This window comes from Paracoccus sp. Z118, from assembly GCF_019061185.1.
Taxonomy (GTDB): Bacteria; Pseudomonadota; Alphaproteobacteria; order Rhodobacterales; family Rhodobacteraceae; genus Paracoccus.
The window spans coordinates 1-17,083 of record NZ_JAHQZU010000019.1 but is presented as its reverse complement, the minus strand read 5'-3'; the positions used below and the strand labels follow the sequence as shown (position 1 = coordinate 17,083).

Annotated in this window: 13 protein-coding genes; 6 read left to right on the top strand and 7 right to left on the bottom strand. The window is 58.0% G+C overall.

Features of this window, described 5'->3' with window-relative positions:
- Positions 1–14: 14 nt before the first annotated feature.
- The 6 genes from KTN05_RS13535 to KTN05_RS13510 form a co-directional block, all read right to left on the bottom strand.
- A complete protein-coding gene (locus KTN05_RS13535) occupies positions 15–728 on the bottom strand; it encodes a hypothetical protein (protein WP_217329942.1) in 714 nt (237 codons plus the stop codon).
- 31 nt (positions 729–759) lie between these two features.
- The gene (locus KTN05_RS13530) at positions 760–2,043 is read right to left on the bottom strand and encodes an EAL domain-containing protein (protein ID WP_217329941.1); all 1,284 of its coding nucleotides are present in this window, start codon (positions 2,041–2,043) and stop codon (positions 760–762) included.
- Positions 2,044–2,110: 67 nt separating this feature from the next.
- Positions 2,111–3,118 carry a sensor domain-containing diguanylate cyclase gene (locus KTN05_RS13525; protein WP_217329940.1) on the bottom strand — a complete coding sequence of 336 codons (1,008 nt, stop codon included), beginning with the start codon at positions 3,116–3,118 and terminating at the stop codon, positions 2,111–2,113.
- Complete coding sequence (locus tag KTN05_RS13520) at positions 3,115–3,345, bottom strand: hypothetical protein (protein ID WP_217329939.1); 231 nt, start codon at positions 3,343–3,345, stop codon at positions 3,115–3,117. Before KTN05_RS13520 ends, KTN05_RS13525 begins: the two co-directional genes overlap by 4 nt.
- 76 nt (positions 3,346–3,421) lie before the next feature.
- The gene (locus KTN05_RS13515; protein ID WP_217329938.1) at positions 3,422–4,501 is read right to left on the bottom strand and encodes a diguanylate cyclase; all 1,080 of its coding nucleotides are present in this window, start codon (positions 4,499–4,501) and stop codon (positions 3,422–3,424) included.
- 251 nt (positions 4,502–4,752) lie between these two features.
- The gene (locus tag KTN05_RS13510; protein ID WP_217329937.1) at positions 4,753–5,805 is read right to left on the bottom strand and encodes a replication initiator protein A; all 1,053 of its coding nucleotides are present in this window, start codon (positions 5,803–5,805) and stop codon (positions 4,753–4,755) included.
- Positions 5,806–6,281: 476 nt separating this feature from the next.
- Between KTN05_RS13510 and KTN05_RS18685 the strand changes: the two genes are divergently transcribed.
- The 5 genes from KTN05_RS18685 (at position 6,282) to KTN05_RS13485 (ending at position 14,683) form a co-directional block, all read left to right on the top strand.
- The gene (locus KTN05_RS18685; RefSeq protein ID WP_217329936.1) at positions 6,282–10,295 is read left to right on the top strand and encodes a glycosyltransferase; all 4,014 of its coding nucleotides are present in this window, start codon (positions 6,282–6,284) and stop codon (positions 10,293–10,295) included.
- 140 nt (positions 10,296–10,435) lie between these two features.
- A complete protein-coding gene (locus KTN05_RS13500; protein ID WP_371823363.1) occupies positions 10,436–11,146 on the top strand; it encodes a sulfotransferase family protein in 711 nt (236 codons plus the stop codon).
- A complete protein-coding gene (locus tag KTN05_RS13495; protein WP_217329934.1) occupies positions 11,147–12,166 on the top strand; it encodes a hypothetical protein in 1,020 nt (339 codons plus the stop codon).
- A gap of 2 nt (positions 12,167–12,168) precedes the next feature.
- Positions 12,169–13,047 carry a DUF6473 family protein gene (locus KTN05_RS13490; RefSeq protein WP_217329933.1) on the top strand — a complete coding sequence of 293 codons (879 nt, stop codon included), beginning with the start codon at positions 12,169–12,171 and terminating at the stop codon, positions 13,045–13,047.
- Positions 13,048–13,246: 199 nt separating this feature from the next.
- Entirely contained in the window at positions 13,247–14,683 is a 1,437-nt protein-coding gene (locus KTN05_RS13485; RefSeq protein ID WP_217329974.1) for a mannose-1-phosphate guanylyltransferase/mannose-6-phosphate isomerase, read from the top strand.
- Positions 14,684–15,638: 955 nt separating this feature from the next.
- Here the strand turns inward: KTN05_RS13485 and KTN05_RS13480 are convergent.
- On the bottom strand, positions 15,639–16,031 hold the full coding sequence (locus KTN05_RS13480) for a hypothetical protein (RefSeq protein ID WP_217329932.1): 393 nt from the start codon (positions 16,029–16,031) through the stop codon (positions 15,639–15,641).
- 111 nt (positions 16,032–16,142) lie between these two features.
- Between KTN05_RS13480 and KTN05_RS13475 the strand changes: the two genes are divergently transcribed.
- Entirely contained in the window at positions 16,143–16,685 is a 543-nt protein-coding gene (locus KTN05_RS13475; RefSeq protein WP_217329931.1) for a recombinase family protein, read from the top strand.
- Positions 16,686–17,083 lie beyond the last annotated feature (398 nt).

Below are 17,083 nucleotides of genomic sequence, written 5' to 3'. Positions count from 1 at the left end.
CTCGCCGGTCTGGCTCATGGCAGCGTCGGTCCGGCAAGCGGCGAGATCAGCCGGCTCTGGTCGGTGCCGGCCCGGGCGATCGAGGGAGACCCTACGCTTGCAGCCAGCAGCGGCCGCAGCGCCTCGTCTGCGGTGCCGACCACGCAGTTACGCAGCATGACGTCCATTGCACCGTCCCCAGCGGGAATCTGGCGCATGCTGCTGTCGAGCCGCCGGATACCGAAGACACAGACCGTACCTGCTCCGATCTGTTCTTCGGTCCACAGATAGCTGCCCAGCTCGTCGTTATCGCTGATCAGTTCGCCAGATGACACGTCCCCGAACGGGAAGGGGATCTCGCCCACCCGACGCATGAACTCCTCGAAGCGCAGCCTGCCGTTGGCGGACATGCCCGAGCGGGTACGCAGCACGATCAGGTTGTCTTCGGGAACGAGCGTCCGGTTTTGCAGGCTGATCCTCTGCTCGGATCCAAATCCGAGATCACGCTGCAAGACCATCTGCGCCTCGGGAGCGCTGACCCAGGCATGGTTGATGGGCACCGGCTGCATTGGAATACGCTCTTCCACCTGACTTTCGGTGAGGATGTTGCCATTCGGACCGAGGGCGCAGCCGGACAGGACTGTTGCACCGGCTGCGAGCGCGAAAAGCAGACGAGCCGCCCATGCCGCTCGTCCGCAGATCCTCCGCTTCAGATCTGCAGCTATCGGTTGGTCAAGCTGACCCAGCATCGGCGCCTCGTCCCCTCGTCTTCGTGCTGGTCTATCGACCAGCAAACAGCTGTGAAAACGGGCGCGGGCGCCCTAACTCGTAACCCTGAACCTTGTCGATCCCCAGATCCCGGATGGCGGTCAGAATTTCGGGTGAGCTGACATGTTCAGCCACGACCTCGATTTCCAATCGATGGGCGAGGTTGATGATCGAACGGACGACCTGGGCCTCGACTTTCTCGGGGTCCACGACATTCGGGATCAATGATCCGTCGATCTTGATGCAGTCTGGAGCGAACGCCTTGAGATAGCTGAAGCTGGACATCCCGGAGCCGAAGTCGTCCAGCGCGATGCGGCAGCCGAGCTGCCGTGCCTCGCGAATGTTGGTACAGGCCTGGTCCAGGTCACGGATGACCGCCGTTTCCGTGATCTCGATCTGAACGCGACCGGGATCGATCCGACTCTCGCGCAAAACACCTGCGAGGACATCCCCGAACGCGGGGTTTCCCAGCGAGGGAGCCGAGACGTTGATGGAAACCCAGAGCTGGGGGTAGGCACGCAGCTGGGGCCCGAAGCCGACGAGTGTCCGGCGCAACACCCACTGGTCGACCATCTCGATCAGCACGCTTTTCTCCGCCTCGGGCAGAAAATTCGCGGGGGGGTATACGCGCCCTTCGCGGTCCTCCATGACCAGAAGGATCTCGACTTCCTGCGGAGTGCCGGGCCGGTCGGTCGCGACCACGATATCTTGCGCATTGAGCCGGAGCCTGTTCTCCCTCATGGCAGCGGGCAGATCGCACAGCAGCTTGGCCGTAAGCTCGGTTTCGTGGAGATTGCTGTCTTCCTGAAGGCTCGCGGCCACGCACGAGCGGTGATTCCGCTGCGCGGCCACAAGTGCGGTAACCAGCTTGCGCCGCAGCAGTTCGGGCGCAATGGTGGGCACGCCGTCAGTCCAGATGACCCCGGCCCGCGCAGTAAGCGCGTAGCCGTGGGCTCCACGATCCAGCTGAATTCCTGTTATCTCCTGCAGCACCTGACCCATGAACGCTGTGCATATGGGTGGGTCCCGGCTCTCGAGAGCGACCAGGAACCCGTTCATCGACCCGCTCTTCGCGACGTTGTGCGAGCCGAAGACAGTGCCCAGTTTGATTTCGATCTGCTGACGCAGATGATGCATCTGGCTGGTACCCGCCGCGATTTCGAGCATGTCCAGGTTGTCGGGCACGATCAGCGAGAAGCCTTCCGGAGGTGGCTGGCGCGCCAGCCACTCCTGGAGGATGCTGTTTGGGCAGAAAAATTCGTGAAGCCCCTGTGGGGCTGACGTCACATCGTCCATTCGGGCCCCTGCATGCCGGCTTATGCCCTTACCGCAGTGCCGCAGGCGCAAGAGCCCGAGGCAGGTATCACTTGACCTCCAGGGGCGCGGCAGCGACCGCCTGATCGCGGCCATTGTGCTTGGCCGCATAGAGCGCACGATCCGCGCGTTCGAACCAGGCCTGTCGCGTTTCACCGCGACTGCGCTCGGCTACTCCCGCGCTGACCGTTACCCGTTCGTCCGGGAGACCGGGAACGGAGAGTTGGGCGAGGCGCTCCCGCAGACGCGCAGCAAGCCCCTGAGCTGCTACAAGGTCCGCTCCATGCAGCAGGATGCCAAATTCTTCGCCGCCCACTCGACCGATGCTGTCCGGTTTTTTGACAAGTCCGCTCATTGCGGCCGCCACATGCGTCAGAACGGCATCGCCTGCAGGATGGCCGAACCGGTCGTTGATCGACTTGAAATGGTCGAGGTCCAGCAGGACCAGGCTGGTCGGATCGCCGGTGTCTTCGGCCACTACCCGGTCGAGGCGGGTGACAAAGGCCTTTCGGGTCAGCACTCCAGTCAGGCCGTCAACTCGTGCCGTCAGCCGTAGCTCCATCTGCGACATCACGACCTTTGCGAAATTGCTGAGCACCTCCTTGTCGGCCGACGTGAAGCTGCGGGGCTCTGTTCCAAAGACGCAGAGCGCCCCGATATTATACCCATCGGGCGTCGTCAGCGGAACGCCCAGGTATGACCGAACACCGAGCGGCCCTGTCACGAAGCGGTTGTCGGCAAATCGCGGATCCAGCGATGCGTCCTCGATCATCGTCGCCTCCTGGCTCCGGATCGTATAGTCGCAGAAGGCTTCGCTGCGGGGGCAGTTATTCTGTGAGGCGCAGCGATTGGAAGAAGCGTTGGCTGCCGCCTTGGACCATTGACGGTCAAAGTCGATCAGGTTGATCGCAGCCGAGGAGATATTGAAGATAGATCTGATCAGCGCAACAATCTCGTCAAATTCTTCTTCCGGCTCTGTGTCGAGAATGTTGTAGCGACGTAATGCGGCCAGTCTTCCTGCCTCGTCATCCGCGCCAAGCCGCGCCGCTTCATTCATTCGTCTTTCCCCAGTACCTGGATGAGGTCATCTTCGTAGCTTCGAAGCATGACAGCCACCAATTCACGGATGGCGTCCCGATCCCGGCCAGAGGCATGAAGAGACTGCACAAGCGTTACAAGGTTGGAGCAGTGGCGTTCGAGCGCTTGCTGAAGGTCAGCCGTCAGCTCTCGCTCCCCCAGCGTCCCTCGCTTCAGCTCTTCAGCGACAAGTTGTGCAGGCTCCATCTGCGGCTCCCCATGAGGACCTTTGAGATCAACTCTAGAGAGTATTCGGGGGGGCTGCTAGGGTCAGCCTTCGCCTTCAGGATGCAAGCCGAAGCTCATCCTTCCGCTCTTGATGAAAGGTCACACGATCGCGACCCGTCGCCTTTGAGGCATAGAGTGCCTGATCCGCTCGCTGATAGCCCTGGTGGAAGTTGAACGGCTCCTGCTCGAAGAAGAACCCGCCAATGCTGGCATGGGCTTGTCGGCCCGCCCCAAAGGGCACGCGCAGGGCCTTCCGGAACCGCTCCGCCACCAGGCGTCCGGCCTCTGCGCTGCCCGTGCGCACGATGACGGCGAATTCTTCGCCTCCCACGCGGGCCGCGAAGTCGCTATCCCGAACCGTGCTCCGGATGGCCGATCCGATCTCCCGCAGAACGGCATCTCCTGCATCATGGCCGTATTCATCGTTGATCTTCTTGAAGTGGTCGATATCGATCAGCAGAAACAGCACATCCGTGGCCTTCTCCCGCTCGAGCTCACGGGCGTATGCCTCCAGGGCGCGGCGGTTGGGAAGGGCGGTAAGACTATCTGTCGAAGCCTCTCTTTTCAGCTCACGCTCCCGCTGACCGCGGCGCTGCTCTGTCTCAAGCATCTTGCCGAAGACGAACACGATCAATGCAATGACTACGCTCAGGAAGATCGATGTCATCCACATGCTGCCGGCAACGGCCAGGAGCGTGATCGCGGAGGGGGCGATGCAGACCAGGCTGATCGACAGCCACTCTGCCCATGTCCGTTTACGTGAGTTGCCTACCTGATAGCGCCATAGAAGGGCGCCTGCCGCCGTGACCGCTATGACCAGGGCCCCGGCGACCACGCCGTTTCCACCGATAACAACCCGGGCCGCTACGGTCAGGATAACTGCCATCCCGGCGGCGATCGGCCCCCCGAATGCCGCAGCCATGCCGACAAAAGCACCGCGGGCGTCGGCCTGAAACCCGGGGCTCAGGATGATCGGCTGTGCCATGACGACGATCCCGCCGCAGCCAAGCACCAGCCCCACCGCGGCGCGGCGAAGAGCGGTCATTCTGATCCCTCGTTGAGCGAGGCCGTACAGGAATGTGCAGACAGCCATCGCGCCCACGGTATTTGCAAAAATCAACAGATATTGGGCCATCGCGGGGCTGCCTCTCCGGCGAAAAACGAAAATGAACTACAATACAGTTTCCAGGCGGTTCACCTGATGACCGGTAGGTACCATTCCTGATGGTTGCTACCGGGGCGGGTGAAGATAATCACAGGTGCTACTGGAGGTAGATCAGCAAGTCGATCTGTCTAGAAAGACACCTCCGAGGGTGACGGGTAGCCTGCAGGGCCGGTTCAGCTTGCCGAGTGTTCTCCTCGCCTGCTAGGCCTTCCAAGGCCTGGCTACGGACGCCCGCGCTTTGCGTACCAGCTGGCGCAGAACTTCAGGAAGTGTTTCTCGGGATGGTTCGGGGTGATCTCGTTTTCCGCGAGCCACAGCCGCCATTCCTGCTCCAGAACGTAGACATCCCAGCCGGGAGCGGCCGAGCGCGCTTCGGCATGGACCTCGCCATCCAGCCGTCCCGACCATGAGACAAGGGCGAGGCTGCCACTTGCCGACTTCATTGTGCCGCGATTGGTGAAGATCACCATGTCACGCTCGCTGTCGAACTCGACATGGTAGTCAGGCAGGTGATCATGCTGTGCCAGGTGGCGGACCATCTGCCTGAACCGCTTCTCGGGGCTCTGCGACCCCGTCTTCTTGAGCAGCAGCGAAAGGCGGATCTTCCAACTGTCCTGCTGGCCGCAATGCTTGCGCGCGATCTCGTAGACCCGGCGCTCGAGCGGCTTGCGGAGGCGGAAGTAGTCCCGATGCAGGGTCAGGACCTCCTGGGCGCGGATAGCGCTGAACACCCAGTCCGAGAGCTTGACCTCGCACCAGAGGAGTCGTCCGTCGAGGCCATGCTTGCGCCTGATCGATGAGGCATCGATCAGGCCGAAGCCATCAATCTGCTCCTCGTCGCCGGTCACGATGTTGGTACGGATACGCGTCCCTTCCAGCCGGTCCAGAGCTTCCACCAAGGCCATGTAGTCCCGACCTGACGTACCGCGATTGCTGAAGATCAGGAGCTCTCGACAGTTGATCCGGACACGCTGGGAGACGGCCTCACCCTGCCTCAGCTTATGCATGATCTGCGAGATGCAGTAGATCAGGATATCCTTGTCGTAGATCGTCGCCAGACCCTTCACGCTCGGGGTGATCTCGAGCCAGTGGCCGTTGTGCTCGTAGCGCCGGACATTCGTCTCCGGCTTCTTCGACAGCGAGTAGAACGGATGCTCCATGTGCTGCATCACGTCCTTGAGCACAGCGTCGGACACGTCGCAGATGAACAGGTCATGCTGCGGGTGACGGTCGGGGATCAGCTGATCCCGTGGATTCGTGGTTTCAGTGCCCATACCTCAGCTTCGTGGTTTCAAGCACCGCCGTCAACATTCGTGGTTTCAGATACCACCGAAGGATTCGTGGTTTCAGTTACCGAAAGCAGGATTTCAGTTACCAAGATTCGTGGTTTCAGTTACCAAGGCCACAGGCTGTTCTTGTAAAATCAATCGTTTACCAAGTCGCTTTTGGTGCTTAACACATACTTAACACCAATCTAACACCAACGGACGTCTGGACGACCTGGCTCACCAGCAGCGGCGCTTGGCACCACCGAACCCTTGCGGGCGTCCCTGCCCAAGCCGCACGCGCAGAGTGGTCAAGAGACCACAGGACCTCCAACAATCAGGTCACTCAACGTTGATGATCCTCAGTCGATCAAATACACGTCCCGCGAAGAATCCTGGTCGGGGCATGCAACCGGAACCAGATCAAACCTGTGGGACAGCTGGCTTCAGGGCAGGCAGGCGCCACCTGTGCGGAGAGCATCAGAGTGTTAGACCAAAAGAACGCGACTTCGCGGACAAAGGAAACCAACACGACGAGCGCCGTCGCAGCTGTCGTCATCAGCTGGGAAGGGATGCACGACGCAGCCGAGGAAATTGCCCGGAGACTGGAGGGTAACGTCGATTCACTCTCCGTGATCTATTCGAACGACCCGGATCAGACTGAAGACGGCCCTGGTGACTGGCACCAGGTTCCCCAAAGCTGGTATTTTGGTCGCAAGTTCGCCACCGCTCTCGAAGTTGCACCACAGGATGCCACGCTGCTCATCGTGTCCGCAGACGCTTCGAGCGAGGACTGGGCGGATCTGGTCCACGGACTACGTGTTGCCCTGAAGGCCGATCCATCTATCGCGGTCTGGGCACCTGATCTCGACCGAACCCCTTGGCCCACCAACATTGTCGCTGAAGAACAGCTCGAGGATGAGCACGGCCTGCTTGGGGTCGTGCAGACGGACGGGGTCGTATGGGCCATCACGCCAGAAATCGCGAATCGTCTGCGGGATGTGGATTTCTCAGCAAACAACCTGGGCTGGGGCATTGATTGGGCGGCAAGCGCAATTGCGCATCTGGCTGGCCGCCGCGTGGTGCGCGACCTGAACCGCCGCGTGCATCATCCAGACGCGCGCGGCTACAGCACTGCTGTCGCAGGACAGCAGTTCAAGAGCCTCCTGGAGCAGCTCCCGCCCGAGGAGCGAGGTTGGGTCCTTGACACCCACAGCCGTGTGGTTGGCATGCAGAGCGCCAACAAAGGCCCGCTACCGGAGTTCATACTGGATCATGCGCCACAGGACGTGGCCCCCACGTCCCCAGCAGCCGCCGCCAGACATGAGGTCGCCAGTACCTTTGTCGCGGCACAAACGCTCGAAGCCCCCATGGAGGCAATCAAGGCCGTCCACCTGGTGGATGGCGCCGCTTGGGTTTTGGCCAGCGGTTCGCTTCTGGGCCGCGATGTCGCCATTGAGGCCGGCGGGCAGATCGTACCTCTGACTCCCATTTTTTCCCCTCCACCCATTGCCGGCATCTCCCTTCCTTATCCGATGCACGAGATGAAGGATTCGGCATGGGTTCAGAAGTTGAATGGCCATGGCGACTGGCAAGTCCAATCTTGGAATACGCTCTGCATCACCATGGGGGATCGTGACGCGCCTCGTCGCATTCCGGTCGGCGGGACCCTGCCGGTCAACGAAGTTGGTCCCGGTGCCGTGCTCGAGGCGCGGCTTGCCGCCCACCGTGCCGCCGGCAACTTCGTGGTGCTTCTGAAGCGTAAAGATGGCAGCCTGTTCAGCGAAAACACCATACCGCTGGATATGCGCGCAGTGGGTCGGAATTCTCCGGAAAACTACCAGAAAATATCGCTACCGCTGCCTGCCAACAAAGAAGTTCATGCAGTCGAACTTGCCATAGATTTCGCGCGCAACACCGACCCCGAAGGTGATCCGCCGGCAATATTCGTGGCTCAGCCTGAAATCATCCCAAAGCATCGTACGGAATCCACCATATGGAAGCCACACCATACCGTATGGGATAGTACCGAAACGCCGCACTGGCATCGCGCGGACCTACTCGTCCGCGCGTATGATAACCCGAAGCCGATAACCCTGCTTACAAGCGGTGAGCGGCGCGTCGTCGCGAAGATGGAGCCGCTGAAGGTTACGCTGGAGCGCGACTGGGGCCATGTGCTCGAGCTGCAAGCCTCTAGATCTTTCAGCGGAGTGCTCTTGCGCAATGGCGTGCCGGAATTCCCGGTTCATTTGGCGGCCGGGCACAACGTCCTTCGCTTGCCCCTAAGCTTCCTCACCGGAACCACCGCGGAGGTAGAAATCCGCGATGCGAGCGGGATCCAGCGCGTCTGGCGTGACTGGCTCCAGCCGCCTCGGCAGCTGACTTCTCTGGATCACCTGCAAACGGAGGCATGTCCGCCCGTCCCCGTCGAGCTGTTCCCGCAACTGGGTTATCGCTATGCTGCGCTGCGAGCGCATTGTAGCGGCGGGAGCCCGCCAGCTACCCTGGCCCAACTCGACACGGTGATCCGACGCCTCGAGGCAGGACCAGAACGCTGCTCCCTTGGTTCTCTGGCCTTCCCGGAAGTCGAGGATCCCGAAGTATCGATAGTGATCCCGGCGCATGGCAAGGTGTCCACTACCTTCTATTGTCTTAATGCGCTTCTGCTGGCCTGGAACCAGGCAAGCTTCGAGGTGATCCTGGTCGACGATGCTTCTCCTGACGAAACCTCGCACATCGAGGAATTCGTCTCGGGTATTCGAGTCGTGCGCAACGAGGAACCGCAGCGTTTCATTCGGGCCTGCAACGCCGGTGTTGCGGCAGCGCGCGGGCGCTACGTGGTGCTGCTGAACAACGATACAGAGCCGACCACGGGTTGGCTGGATGCGTTGATCGATCGCTTCGACCGAGATCCGACGACCGGCTTGGCCGGATCGCGTCTCATTTATCCTGATGGCCGGCTCCAGGAAGCAGGTGGCATCGTCTGGGGAGCGGGCGATCCCTGGAATTACGGTCGCCTCGGAAACCCGAACGATCCGCGGTTCACCTATGCGCGGCAGGTTGACTATGTCTCTGGCGCCGCCCTGATGACAACGCGGGCGCTCTGGGACGAGGTTGGAGGACTCTCCGACTACCTGGAACCCATGTACTTCGAAGACACCGATCTGGCCTTCAAGATTCGCGCCGCAGGCTCGACAGTCTGGTATGTGCCAGCTTCAACGGTCTATCATTTCGAAGGCGTTACCAGCGGCACCGATACCGGTTCTGGATTCAAACGCTTCCAAGAGGTCAATCGCCCTAAGTTCAAGCGCCGCTGGGTGCGTGATTATGCTTCCCATGGGACATATGGAGTCGCCCCGGACCTCGAAAAAGATCGGAATATATTCGGTCGTATTCTGTTCATCGACTATACGACACCAACTCCCGACCGCGATGCTGGATCATACGCCGCAATGCGGGAGATCGAGTTGATGCAGTCCCTTGGCTTCAAGGTAACGCTGCTGCCTGAAAACCTCGCTTGGGTCGGGGGTTACACCAAAGCGCTACAAAACCAGGGCGTCGAAGTCATCACGGCACCATTCTACGAGTCGGTAGACGCGTTCCTTGAAACCCGGGCATCCGAGTTCGACGCTTTCTACGTCATGCGCTACCATGTCGTGAACAACGTGGTGCCCAAGATCCGTGAACTTTGCCCCGCGGCTCGCATCGTGATGAATGGCGCTGACCTCCATTACCTGCGACTTCTTAGAAAAGGTCTCGCCGACGGCGATAGCAACAGCCTTGCAGAAGCGCGCAACGTCAGGGTCGCTGAGTTCGAGGCAATGCGGAGCGTCGATGCCGTGGTTTCTTACAACGACGTCGAAATGGCCGTCATCGAGGCCATGTCCGAGGGCGAGGTGAGAGCCATGAAATGTCCTTGGGTGCTCGACTTCCCCAAGGTGATCGTGCCGCGTTCTGACCGTAAGGGTCTGAGCTTTTTCGGCGGTTTCCAGCATCATCCCAACGTCGAGGGGCTGCGCTGGTTTGTGGACCAGGTGATGGAGCCGTTGAACGAGGTCTGCCCAGGCCTTGAGCTCTCAATCTACGGATCGCGGATGGGTCAGGACGTCCGTGCGTTGGAATCGCCTACGATCCGGCCGATCGGCTATGTCGAGGACGTTGAGAGCGCCTATGATCCCCATCTGGTTTTTGTCGCTCCCTTGCTGTCCGGAGCCGGTATCAAGGGCAAGGTTCTAAACGCGCTCGCACGGGGGATCCCCTGTGTTCTGAGTCCCCTGGCAGCCGAGGGAATTGGACTGCGACACGGCCATGACTGCCTGATCGCAGACACACCAGATGATTGGATTCGGGCAATCAGTCGATTGATTGAGGATGCAGACCTGTGGACACAGGTGCGCGACAACGCACACAATTTGGCCCGCGAGCGCTTCGGTGTTGATACCGCCCGCGAGCAAATGCGTAAGGTATTCGAGGCGGTCGATCTATACGGCAAAACATGACAGGAGAGATGCCGGCCAAGGCGAACGCCTGAGCGTCGTATTTAGCTCTTTGTGGCGCTCCCTGTTACAACAGTGTAGGTCCCGATCAGGCCTTCCCCAACGGCGATAAATCTACCACTCAGTCTGAAGGCGGACGAAACGTGATCATAAACCACACGCACCGATTCGTGTTCATCCACATTCCAAAGGCCGCTGGTACGACGGTTACCCATACGTTGTCACAACTGACCCGCTACCGGGACCATGAAATTGGCGGCACGAGGCTTGGGGATGCGGCTGAAGAATATTTCGAGAAGTGGTTTGGCCTTCGAAAGCACTCTCGGGCCCAGACGGTTATGGACGTCATGGGGCAGGAGGAATACATGCGTTATTTCCGATTTGCCTTTGTACGCAACCCCTACACGAGGCTCGCCTCCGCATACTACTTTATAAAGTCATGGCGTGAGCTGCCGGAGCATTTCCGGGGACAACTGGAGAAAATTCCAGACTTCGATAGCTTTCTAAGATCAGATTTGTGGACAAGCTCGAACTCCGAGCGGGGTCCAGATGGAATTTTTCGGCCGCAGGCACACTGGCTTTTTTCCCCGGAAGCTAAGTCGGAGCTTTTGGTGGATTTTATTGGAAAAACTGAACATCTTACATCAGACCTTGCAACGATTTTGGACAGAATTGGTGCGGGAGTCGTTCCTCAAAATCTGAGCCGCATCAACCCTAGTCCACCGTATTTGTTGCCGTCCGAATGGGAGCCCGAGATAGTCGCGCGTGTCCAAAGCGAATACAGGCGCGATTTTGAGGCATTTGATTATCCGATAGAACCGCCTGTCTCTCAAGAGAAAACCGGAGAGGCATAGATGCCCACTTCATCGACTGTTATTTTACATTTTGGGCCACACAAGACCGGTACAACCTATATCCAAAAGACACTTCTTAACAACCGTAGCGAACTGATGCAGGCAGGTGTTATTTACCCGGACCTCTTCTTGGAGGATCCGGGGCACCATGCCTTGCCTCGTGCACTGGGGCAAGACACTGCCACGGCGGTCCGCGACCTGCGTAAATTTATGGCTGATCTGAACGGCGAAACCCGACGCGTAATTTTTAGTTCTGAAAATTTGTCCTTATTATCTCACGCTGAGATGGTTTCCTTGCGTGACGCGCTTGCGCCACAAACAATCCTCCCTATAATTTATCTTCGGAACCGTGCTCAGTCTATTTGGTCGCAGTATCAAGAACATGTGAAGTTTGGAGAAGTGAAAAGTTTCTCCGACTACGTTTCTTATTTATTATTGTTGCAGCCCGACGCAAACGCAATTGATCCGCTCGGCCTCGCCCTCCGAGTTGGACGCGTGTTCGGAAGCGTTGATATCGTAAGTTACGACGGCTGTGTTGCTGAGTTCCGCGACCTTACTGACCCGATACTAGTCGCCGCTTGCGGCGCTTCGCTGGCACTGCCTCACCGGCTGGGCGGCCGGAGCAATGTCCGGATGGCGCAGGAGCGGGTAGAAATACTGCGGCTTTTGAACCTCGTACACCTTCGCAGAGGTAAAAAGCCGGCGAACTTTGTACGGGCCGCCTTTCTGAAAGGTTTACGCGAGAACAGTGAGCTATGCGCTGCTGAAGCACTAGCCACCGTGGCCATTCGGCAGCGCCTTACGGAATTTCCACTGGCTGAGCTGGAGCATTTCTACTCTAAAATCGACGCCGAGCGCCTACGTGACCTGTCCAATATAGGGATAGATGTCCCCGCCTTCAGAACGGATTCCGTTTCTGAGCGTGTTGTTTATTCTTATCTCCCTGACACGGCTATCCTGTTCTCCAGCATTCCCCAGAGCATCGCTTCCATCTACAACCTTCTAGAGTTGAATTCTTAGATATGCCGATAGTTCATTATCAAGAACGGGACGATGTAGCGTTCGATTATTCTCCATATTTTTTTGAGGACTTCCCCATTGCGTTTCGAGGCCCGCGCATCCCAATACACCTGCTTGAGCGTTACCTAGTGGCCGTGGGATCGGCTGCAACCTTCGGCCGGTTTGTTTATCAACCCTACCCGGAGCAGATGAGTTTGTCCGGCGCGCCTATGTTGAATTTGGGAATTTCAGGGGCCAGACCAGGTTTTTTTAGCCGAATTCCTCGCGCTGATATGATTTTTGGTAAAGCCGACTGTGTTGTGTTCGAAATTATGTCGGCGCGTGGATACGAAACAGAATTCTACCAGCCGCGGGGTGCCTTCAGTAATATCGGAGACTATACGGACGCGAGCGGGGAGAAGTCACCGAGGATTTTTGTTGACCGAGCCTGGAGGCTTGCGTTTGGCGAATATTCAAACAGGGTTGTAGAAGATGCGATAACGTCTTCCATTCAGTGCTATTTGGCCGAATTCGAAAGTTTATTGACCCTATTTCCACGTCGCGTTATTCTGCTTTGGTTCAGCCAGCGGTCCTATTCTATGCCGTTGGTATCTGGATGCTTCGATAGTCGGACAGGCAAGTTCCCGCATTTCATCGACGGTGACACCGTCAGAAGTATGGTTCGGCTACTGGAAAGCCGAGGGCATGACGTGTCACTAGTGGACATTACGTCGACAAATGGTTTACCTGCCGCGATCTTGGATCGAAAAACCGGAGCGCCTGCATCAGTGATTACAGAGCCGGGTGTCCCTAGCTTCAACAGTTACTATCCGTCTCAAGCCATGCACGACGCGGTGGCAGCTGAGTTGACCGCGGTTCTTCGGACCAATTCTTCCACATAGACGCAGAGTTCAGCGGGAATTATTATAATCCGTAGGTTTTTTTCCCTGAAGATATGCATCGACTTCCCATGAGGCGGTCAGGTCACGTCTGGCGCTGCGCCCGAGTGCCTCTCGCCATCCCGGCCGCAATGCACCAGCCCTGCAGCTGTTGCGCTTCGTCGGTCTCGAGTCAAGAAATCGTCAAAAAGACGGAGCGCCCATGCCGAGCTCTACAATAACGCCTGTCATTCTAGCCGGAGGATCAGGAACGAGGCTCTGGCCTCTATCGCGAAAATCCTATCCCAAGCAATTCGCTGCGCTACTTGGTGATCAAACACTGTTTCAAGCGACGGCGCTTCGCTTCGCTGGAGACTCTGCATTTTCCCCGCCTGTTGTTGTTACCGGCGCGGATTTCCGCTTCGTGGCGACGCAGCAGATGGTTGAGATCGACGTGGATCCCGGCGCGGTGCTGATTGAGCCGGAACCAAGGAACACGGCTCCCGCAGTTCTCGCCGCCGCATTTTGGCTCGCTAAGAAGAACCCTGATGCGGTAATGTTGGTCGCGCCCTCCGACCAGACCATTCCAGATGCGTCGGCTTTCAGAGCGGCCGTACGCACAGGACTTGCTGCCGTCAACCGTGGCAGGATTGTAACCTTCGGCATCACGCCAGTCCGGCCGGCGACTGGCTATGGTTATCTACAACTTGCAAATTGGCGCGAGAGGACGGCGTCTGGGATTGTTGATCTAGAGGGGTTCGTTGAGAAACCGGACCGAGCTCGTGCAAACGAGATGCTGGAGTCGGGTGATTTCCTATGGAACGCGGGCATATTTCTCACTCGAGCGGCCGACCTCATTACCTCCTTTCGCGAGCATGCACCGGATGTTGTTGATCCGGTCAGCGCAGCGATCGATGGTGCGAGATCCGATCTGGGCTTTCTTCGCTTGAATGAGGACGCATTCGCGCACGCACCCTCCATCTCACTAGATTACGCAATTATGGAGAAGGCTTGTAACCTTGCGGTTGTCCCCTACGGGGGTGGTTGGTCAGATCTGGGGGATTGGAACGCGGTTTGGGCAGCACAGGATCGGGATGGCGACGGTGTTGCCGTTGGCGGTGCGGCGCATGCAATCGGATGCCGCAATACCCTGCTGCGCAGTGAAGCAGAGGGACAGGTCGTAATAGGCCTTGGACTTGAGGATATTATCGCAGTAGCAATGCCTGACGCTGTTCTGATTGCGGCCCGAGATCACGCTCAGGAAGTCCGCCAAGTTGTCAATTTGCTCAAGCGCGAGAACCTCACTCAGGCTGAAATGTTACCGCGAGATTATCGCCCATGGGGGTGGTACGAGACTTTAGTTCTTGGCAAACGATTCCGGGTAAAGAGGATTGTGGTTCAGCCTGGGGCCTCTCTTAGTCTGCAAAGCCACTATCACAGGGCAGAACATTGGATAGTAGTTGAAGGTACCGCGCGTGTAACTGTGGATGAGACGGTCCGCCTCGTAACCGAGAACGAGTCTATTTTCGTGCCTTTGGGCGCAGTTCATCGCATGGAGAACCCAGGCAAGGTACCGATGGTACTGATTGAGGTTCAGACCGGAATCTACCTCGACGAAGATGACATCATTCGCTATCAGGACGTTTATGCGCGCGACTAAGGGCAGCGTCGTTAAGGAGCCACTGGAATTGTTCTGGCCGGAGCCCGGATCTGGTAGGTAGGCTTAAGCGTTCCCAGGAGGATCCTTGCCGATGCCGAAACAGCCCGCCATTCCCGGCCTGCGCGCTGCGATGAAGAGAAAGGTAACGCGTCGAGAGAAGTTCCTGACGGAGATGGACGCGGTCGTGCCTGGGTGGCGTTTGCTCGGCAGAGCGATCAACCCGCCATCTCGGTGCACCCGAATGCCTAACCAAGCGTTCCTTAAGTCTATTGCGGCCAGCGAGTTGCTTTAAGTTCTCTCTTTGGCTGGCGCCGCCTCCAGTTACTCCGGAACGCAGAATTATATTGATGTCATGATGATGGTCGATCAGATATGACCAGCCCTAAACCAGGTGGCTGTTTTGATAATCTGAAAGCGTTTGATATTGTTTCTTTTTATCTGATTATCTGGATCAAGATAGGCAAGCGCCATTTTCCCGTCTGGCTGATTTATGATAGAGTTAACTCGGTCTAGATTAACGAATATAAGTCGGCCGTCTTCCAGTTCGCACTGAATCATTTCTATTCTTCCTCTAAATATTAGACTCTGCGTATCACACCGAGGCTTCGCAGGAAATCCGTATCTTTCAAATCAACTCAAGTCAAGCCAGCCACGCTCTGCTCCAGGACAGCCATGGCCCCTTAAGACCTTGCTGTTTGAACAAACGGATGAGGCGAGATCTCACAAAATCCAGCTCTACGAGGCGGATAGAACAATGTCTATAACTGTCAGAATGAGGGTCAGTGATGCCGGCAATATCAGGCTGATGGTCTTCGGAGAAGATCTGGCAGTACGGTAATAGTCTCTCGGATGGTTGCGCTGAGCTGCGGAAAGTATCGCGTTATCTACGACCGGATAAATCACGGAAATTGCGAGCCAGATACAGGCAATACGCTGGAGGATACGAAAAACTTCTTCAATCATCATTGGCGCGCATCTTTTCCATCAGCTCCATCGGCTCTTGATTTTCTGCGTACGTTGTTTGCTCCGTTTCCCGATCTCCAGCGTGCGCATTCTTTTCAAATTCGGCGCTTGAAAGCCCGCGGAATGCGTCTGCAGTGCCAAGGAAGCCAGCCGCCTCTGCTTGTCGAGCGGCCAAGTCGGTTATCCACATCCACTCGTCCCAGGATGTGACGTGAGTTAACATATCAAGACCATGCTCCGTTGTGTGTCGCGAACTGCCCAGGTCGGCTACAACTTTAGGGGATGTCCAGTTTGTGCGCCACGGTCGGTGTGCGTTGGGGTAGTACTGCGGAGCCAGTGCATAAATGTTGATTTTCGCACGGTTTTGGCGAGCCAGTGTTTTCAAAGACTTGCTCCGTGCGAAACTCACGTGCATATGTGCTGTTGAATGTTGGCCCTAGCTGGCCTCACAAGACACCCTGCCCGGACTCTGGCCGAGGCATCAGAAGGGCACGGCATGATCATCGGGTACGCACGGGTCAGCACGGACGCCCAGACACTCGACGCCCAGATCGATGCGCTGCGAGCGGCGGGTGCCGATTACATCTTCCATGAGAAGGTCTCCGGTGCTCAGCGCGACCGGCCGGCGCTATGCCGCTTGCAGGATCGGTTGAGCGAGGGCGACGTGGTGCTTGTCACTCGACTCGACCGGCTCGCGCGATCGACGCGGGACCTGCTGGATGTTCTCGCACGCATCAGCGAACGGGGCGCCTCCTTCCGCTCGCTCGGCGATGCCTGGGCGGACACTACGACGGCGCACGGGCGGTTGATGCTGACCGTGCTGGGCGGACTGGCAGAGTTCGAGCGGGAGCTGATCCGCATGCGCACGACGGAAGGCCGTGCTCGGGCAAGAGCCAGGGGAGTCCGTATGGGACGCAAGCCCAAGCTCACCCTGCACCAGCGCACCGAAGCGCTGACGCGCAAGGCAGCCGGGGAGCCGGTAACCGAAATCGCCCGTAGCTACAATGTCAGCCACTCAACGATCTCGCGGCTGAGTTGAGGGCGTCGTCAGCGGAAAAACGCCGAGAGCGATGCCGATTGAGCACCTGCCTTTTTGGGCAGCTATTCTGCGAAACGTGAGTCAGCTAAACCGTCATCAAGATGTTACATGGTGATCTGTTCGGCGTTAACTGAGCTATGGCAAGGGGGTGGTGAAGACCGCCCCCTTTTCCGTTTCCGTTTCCGTTTCCGTTTCCGGACACGCTGACCCGCTCAGCGCCAGAAGCCTTTCCCAGGTCCCACGCAAGCAAACCGGGTTCATACAGCCTTCGATCCACTGATCCACTTGAGCCAAGGGATCACAGGTAAGCGCCACGGCGCTCTCCTCCTGCCGCTGCTGATCTGATCGGTCCATTCTCCGCGGGTGGGCATGGCGCGAAGGAGTTGGTTTTGGAGATA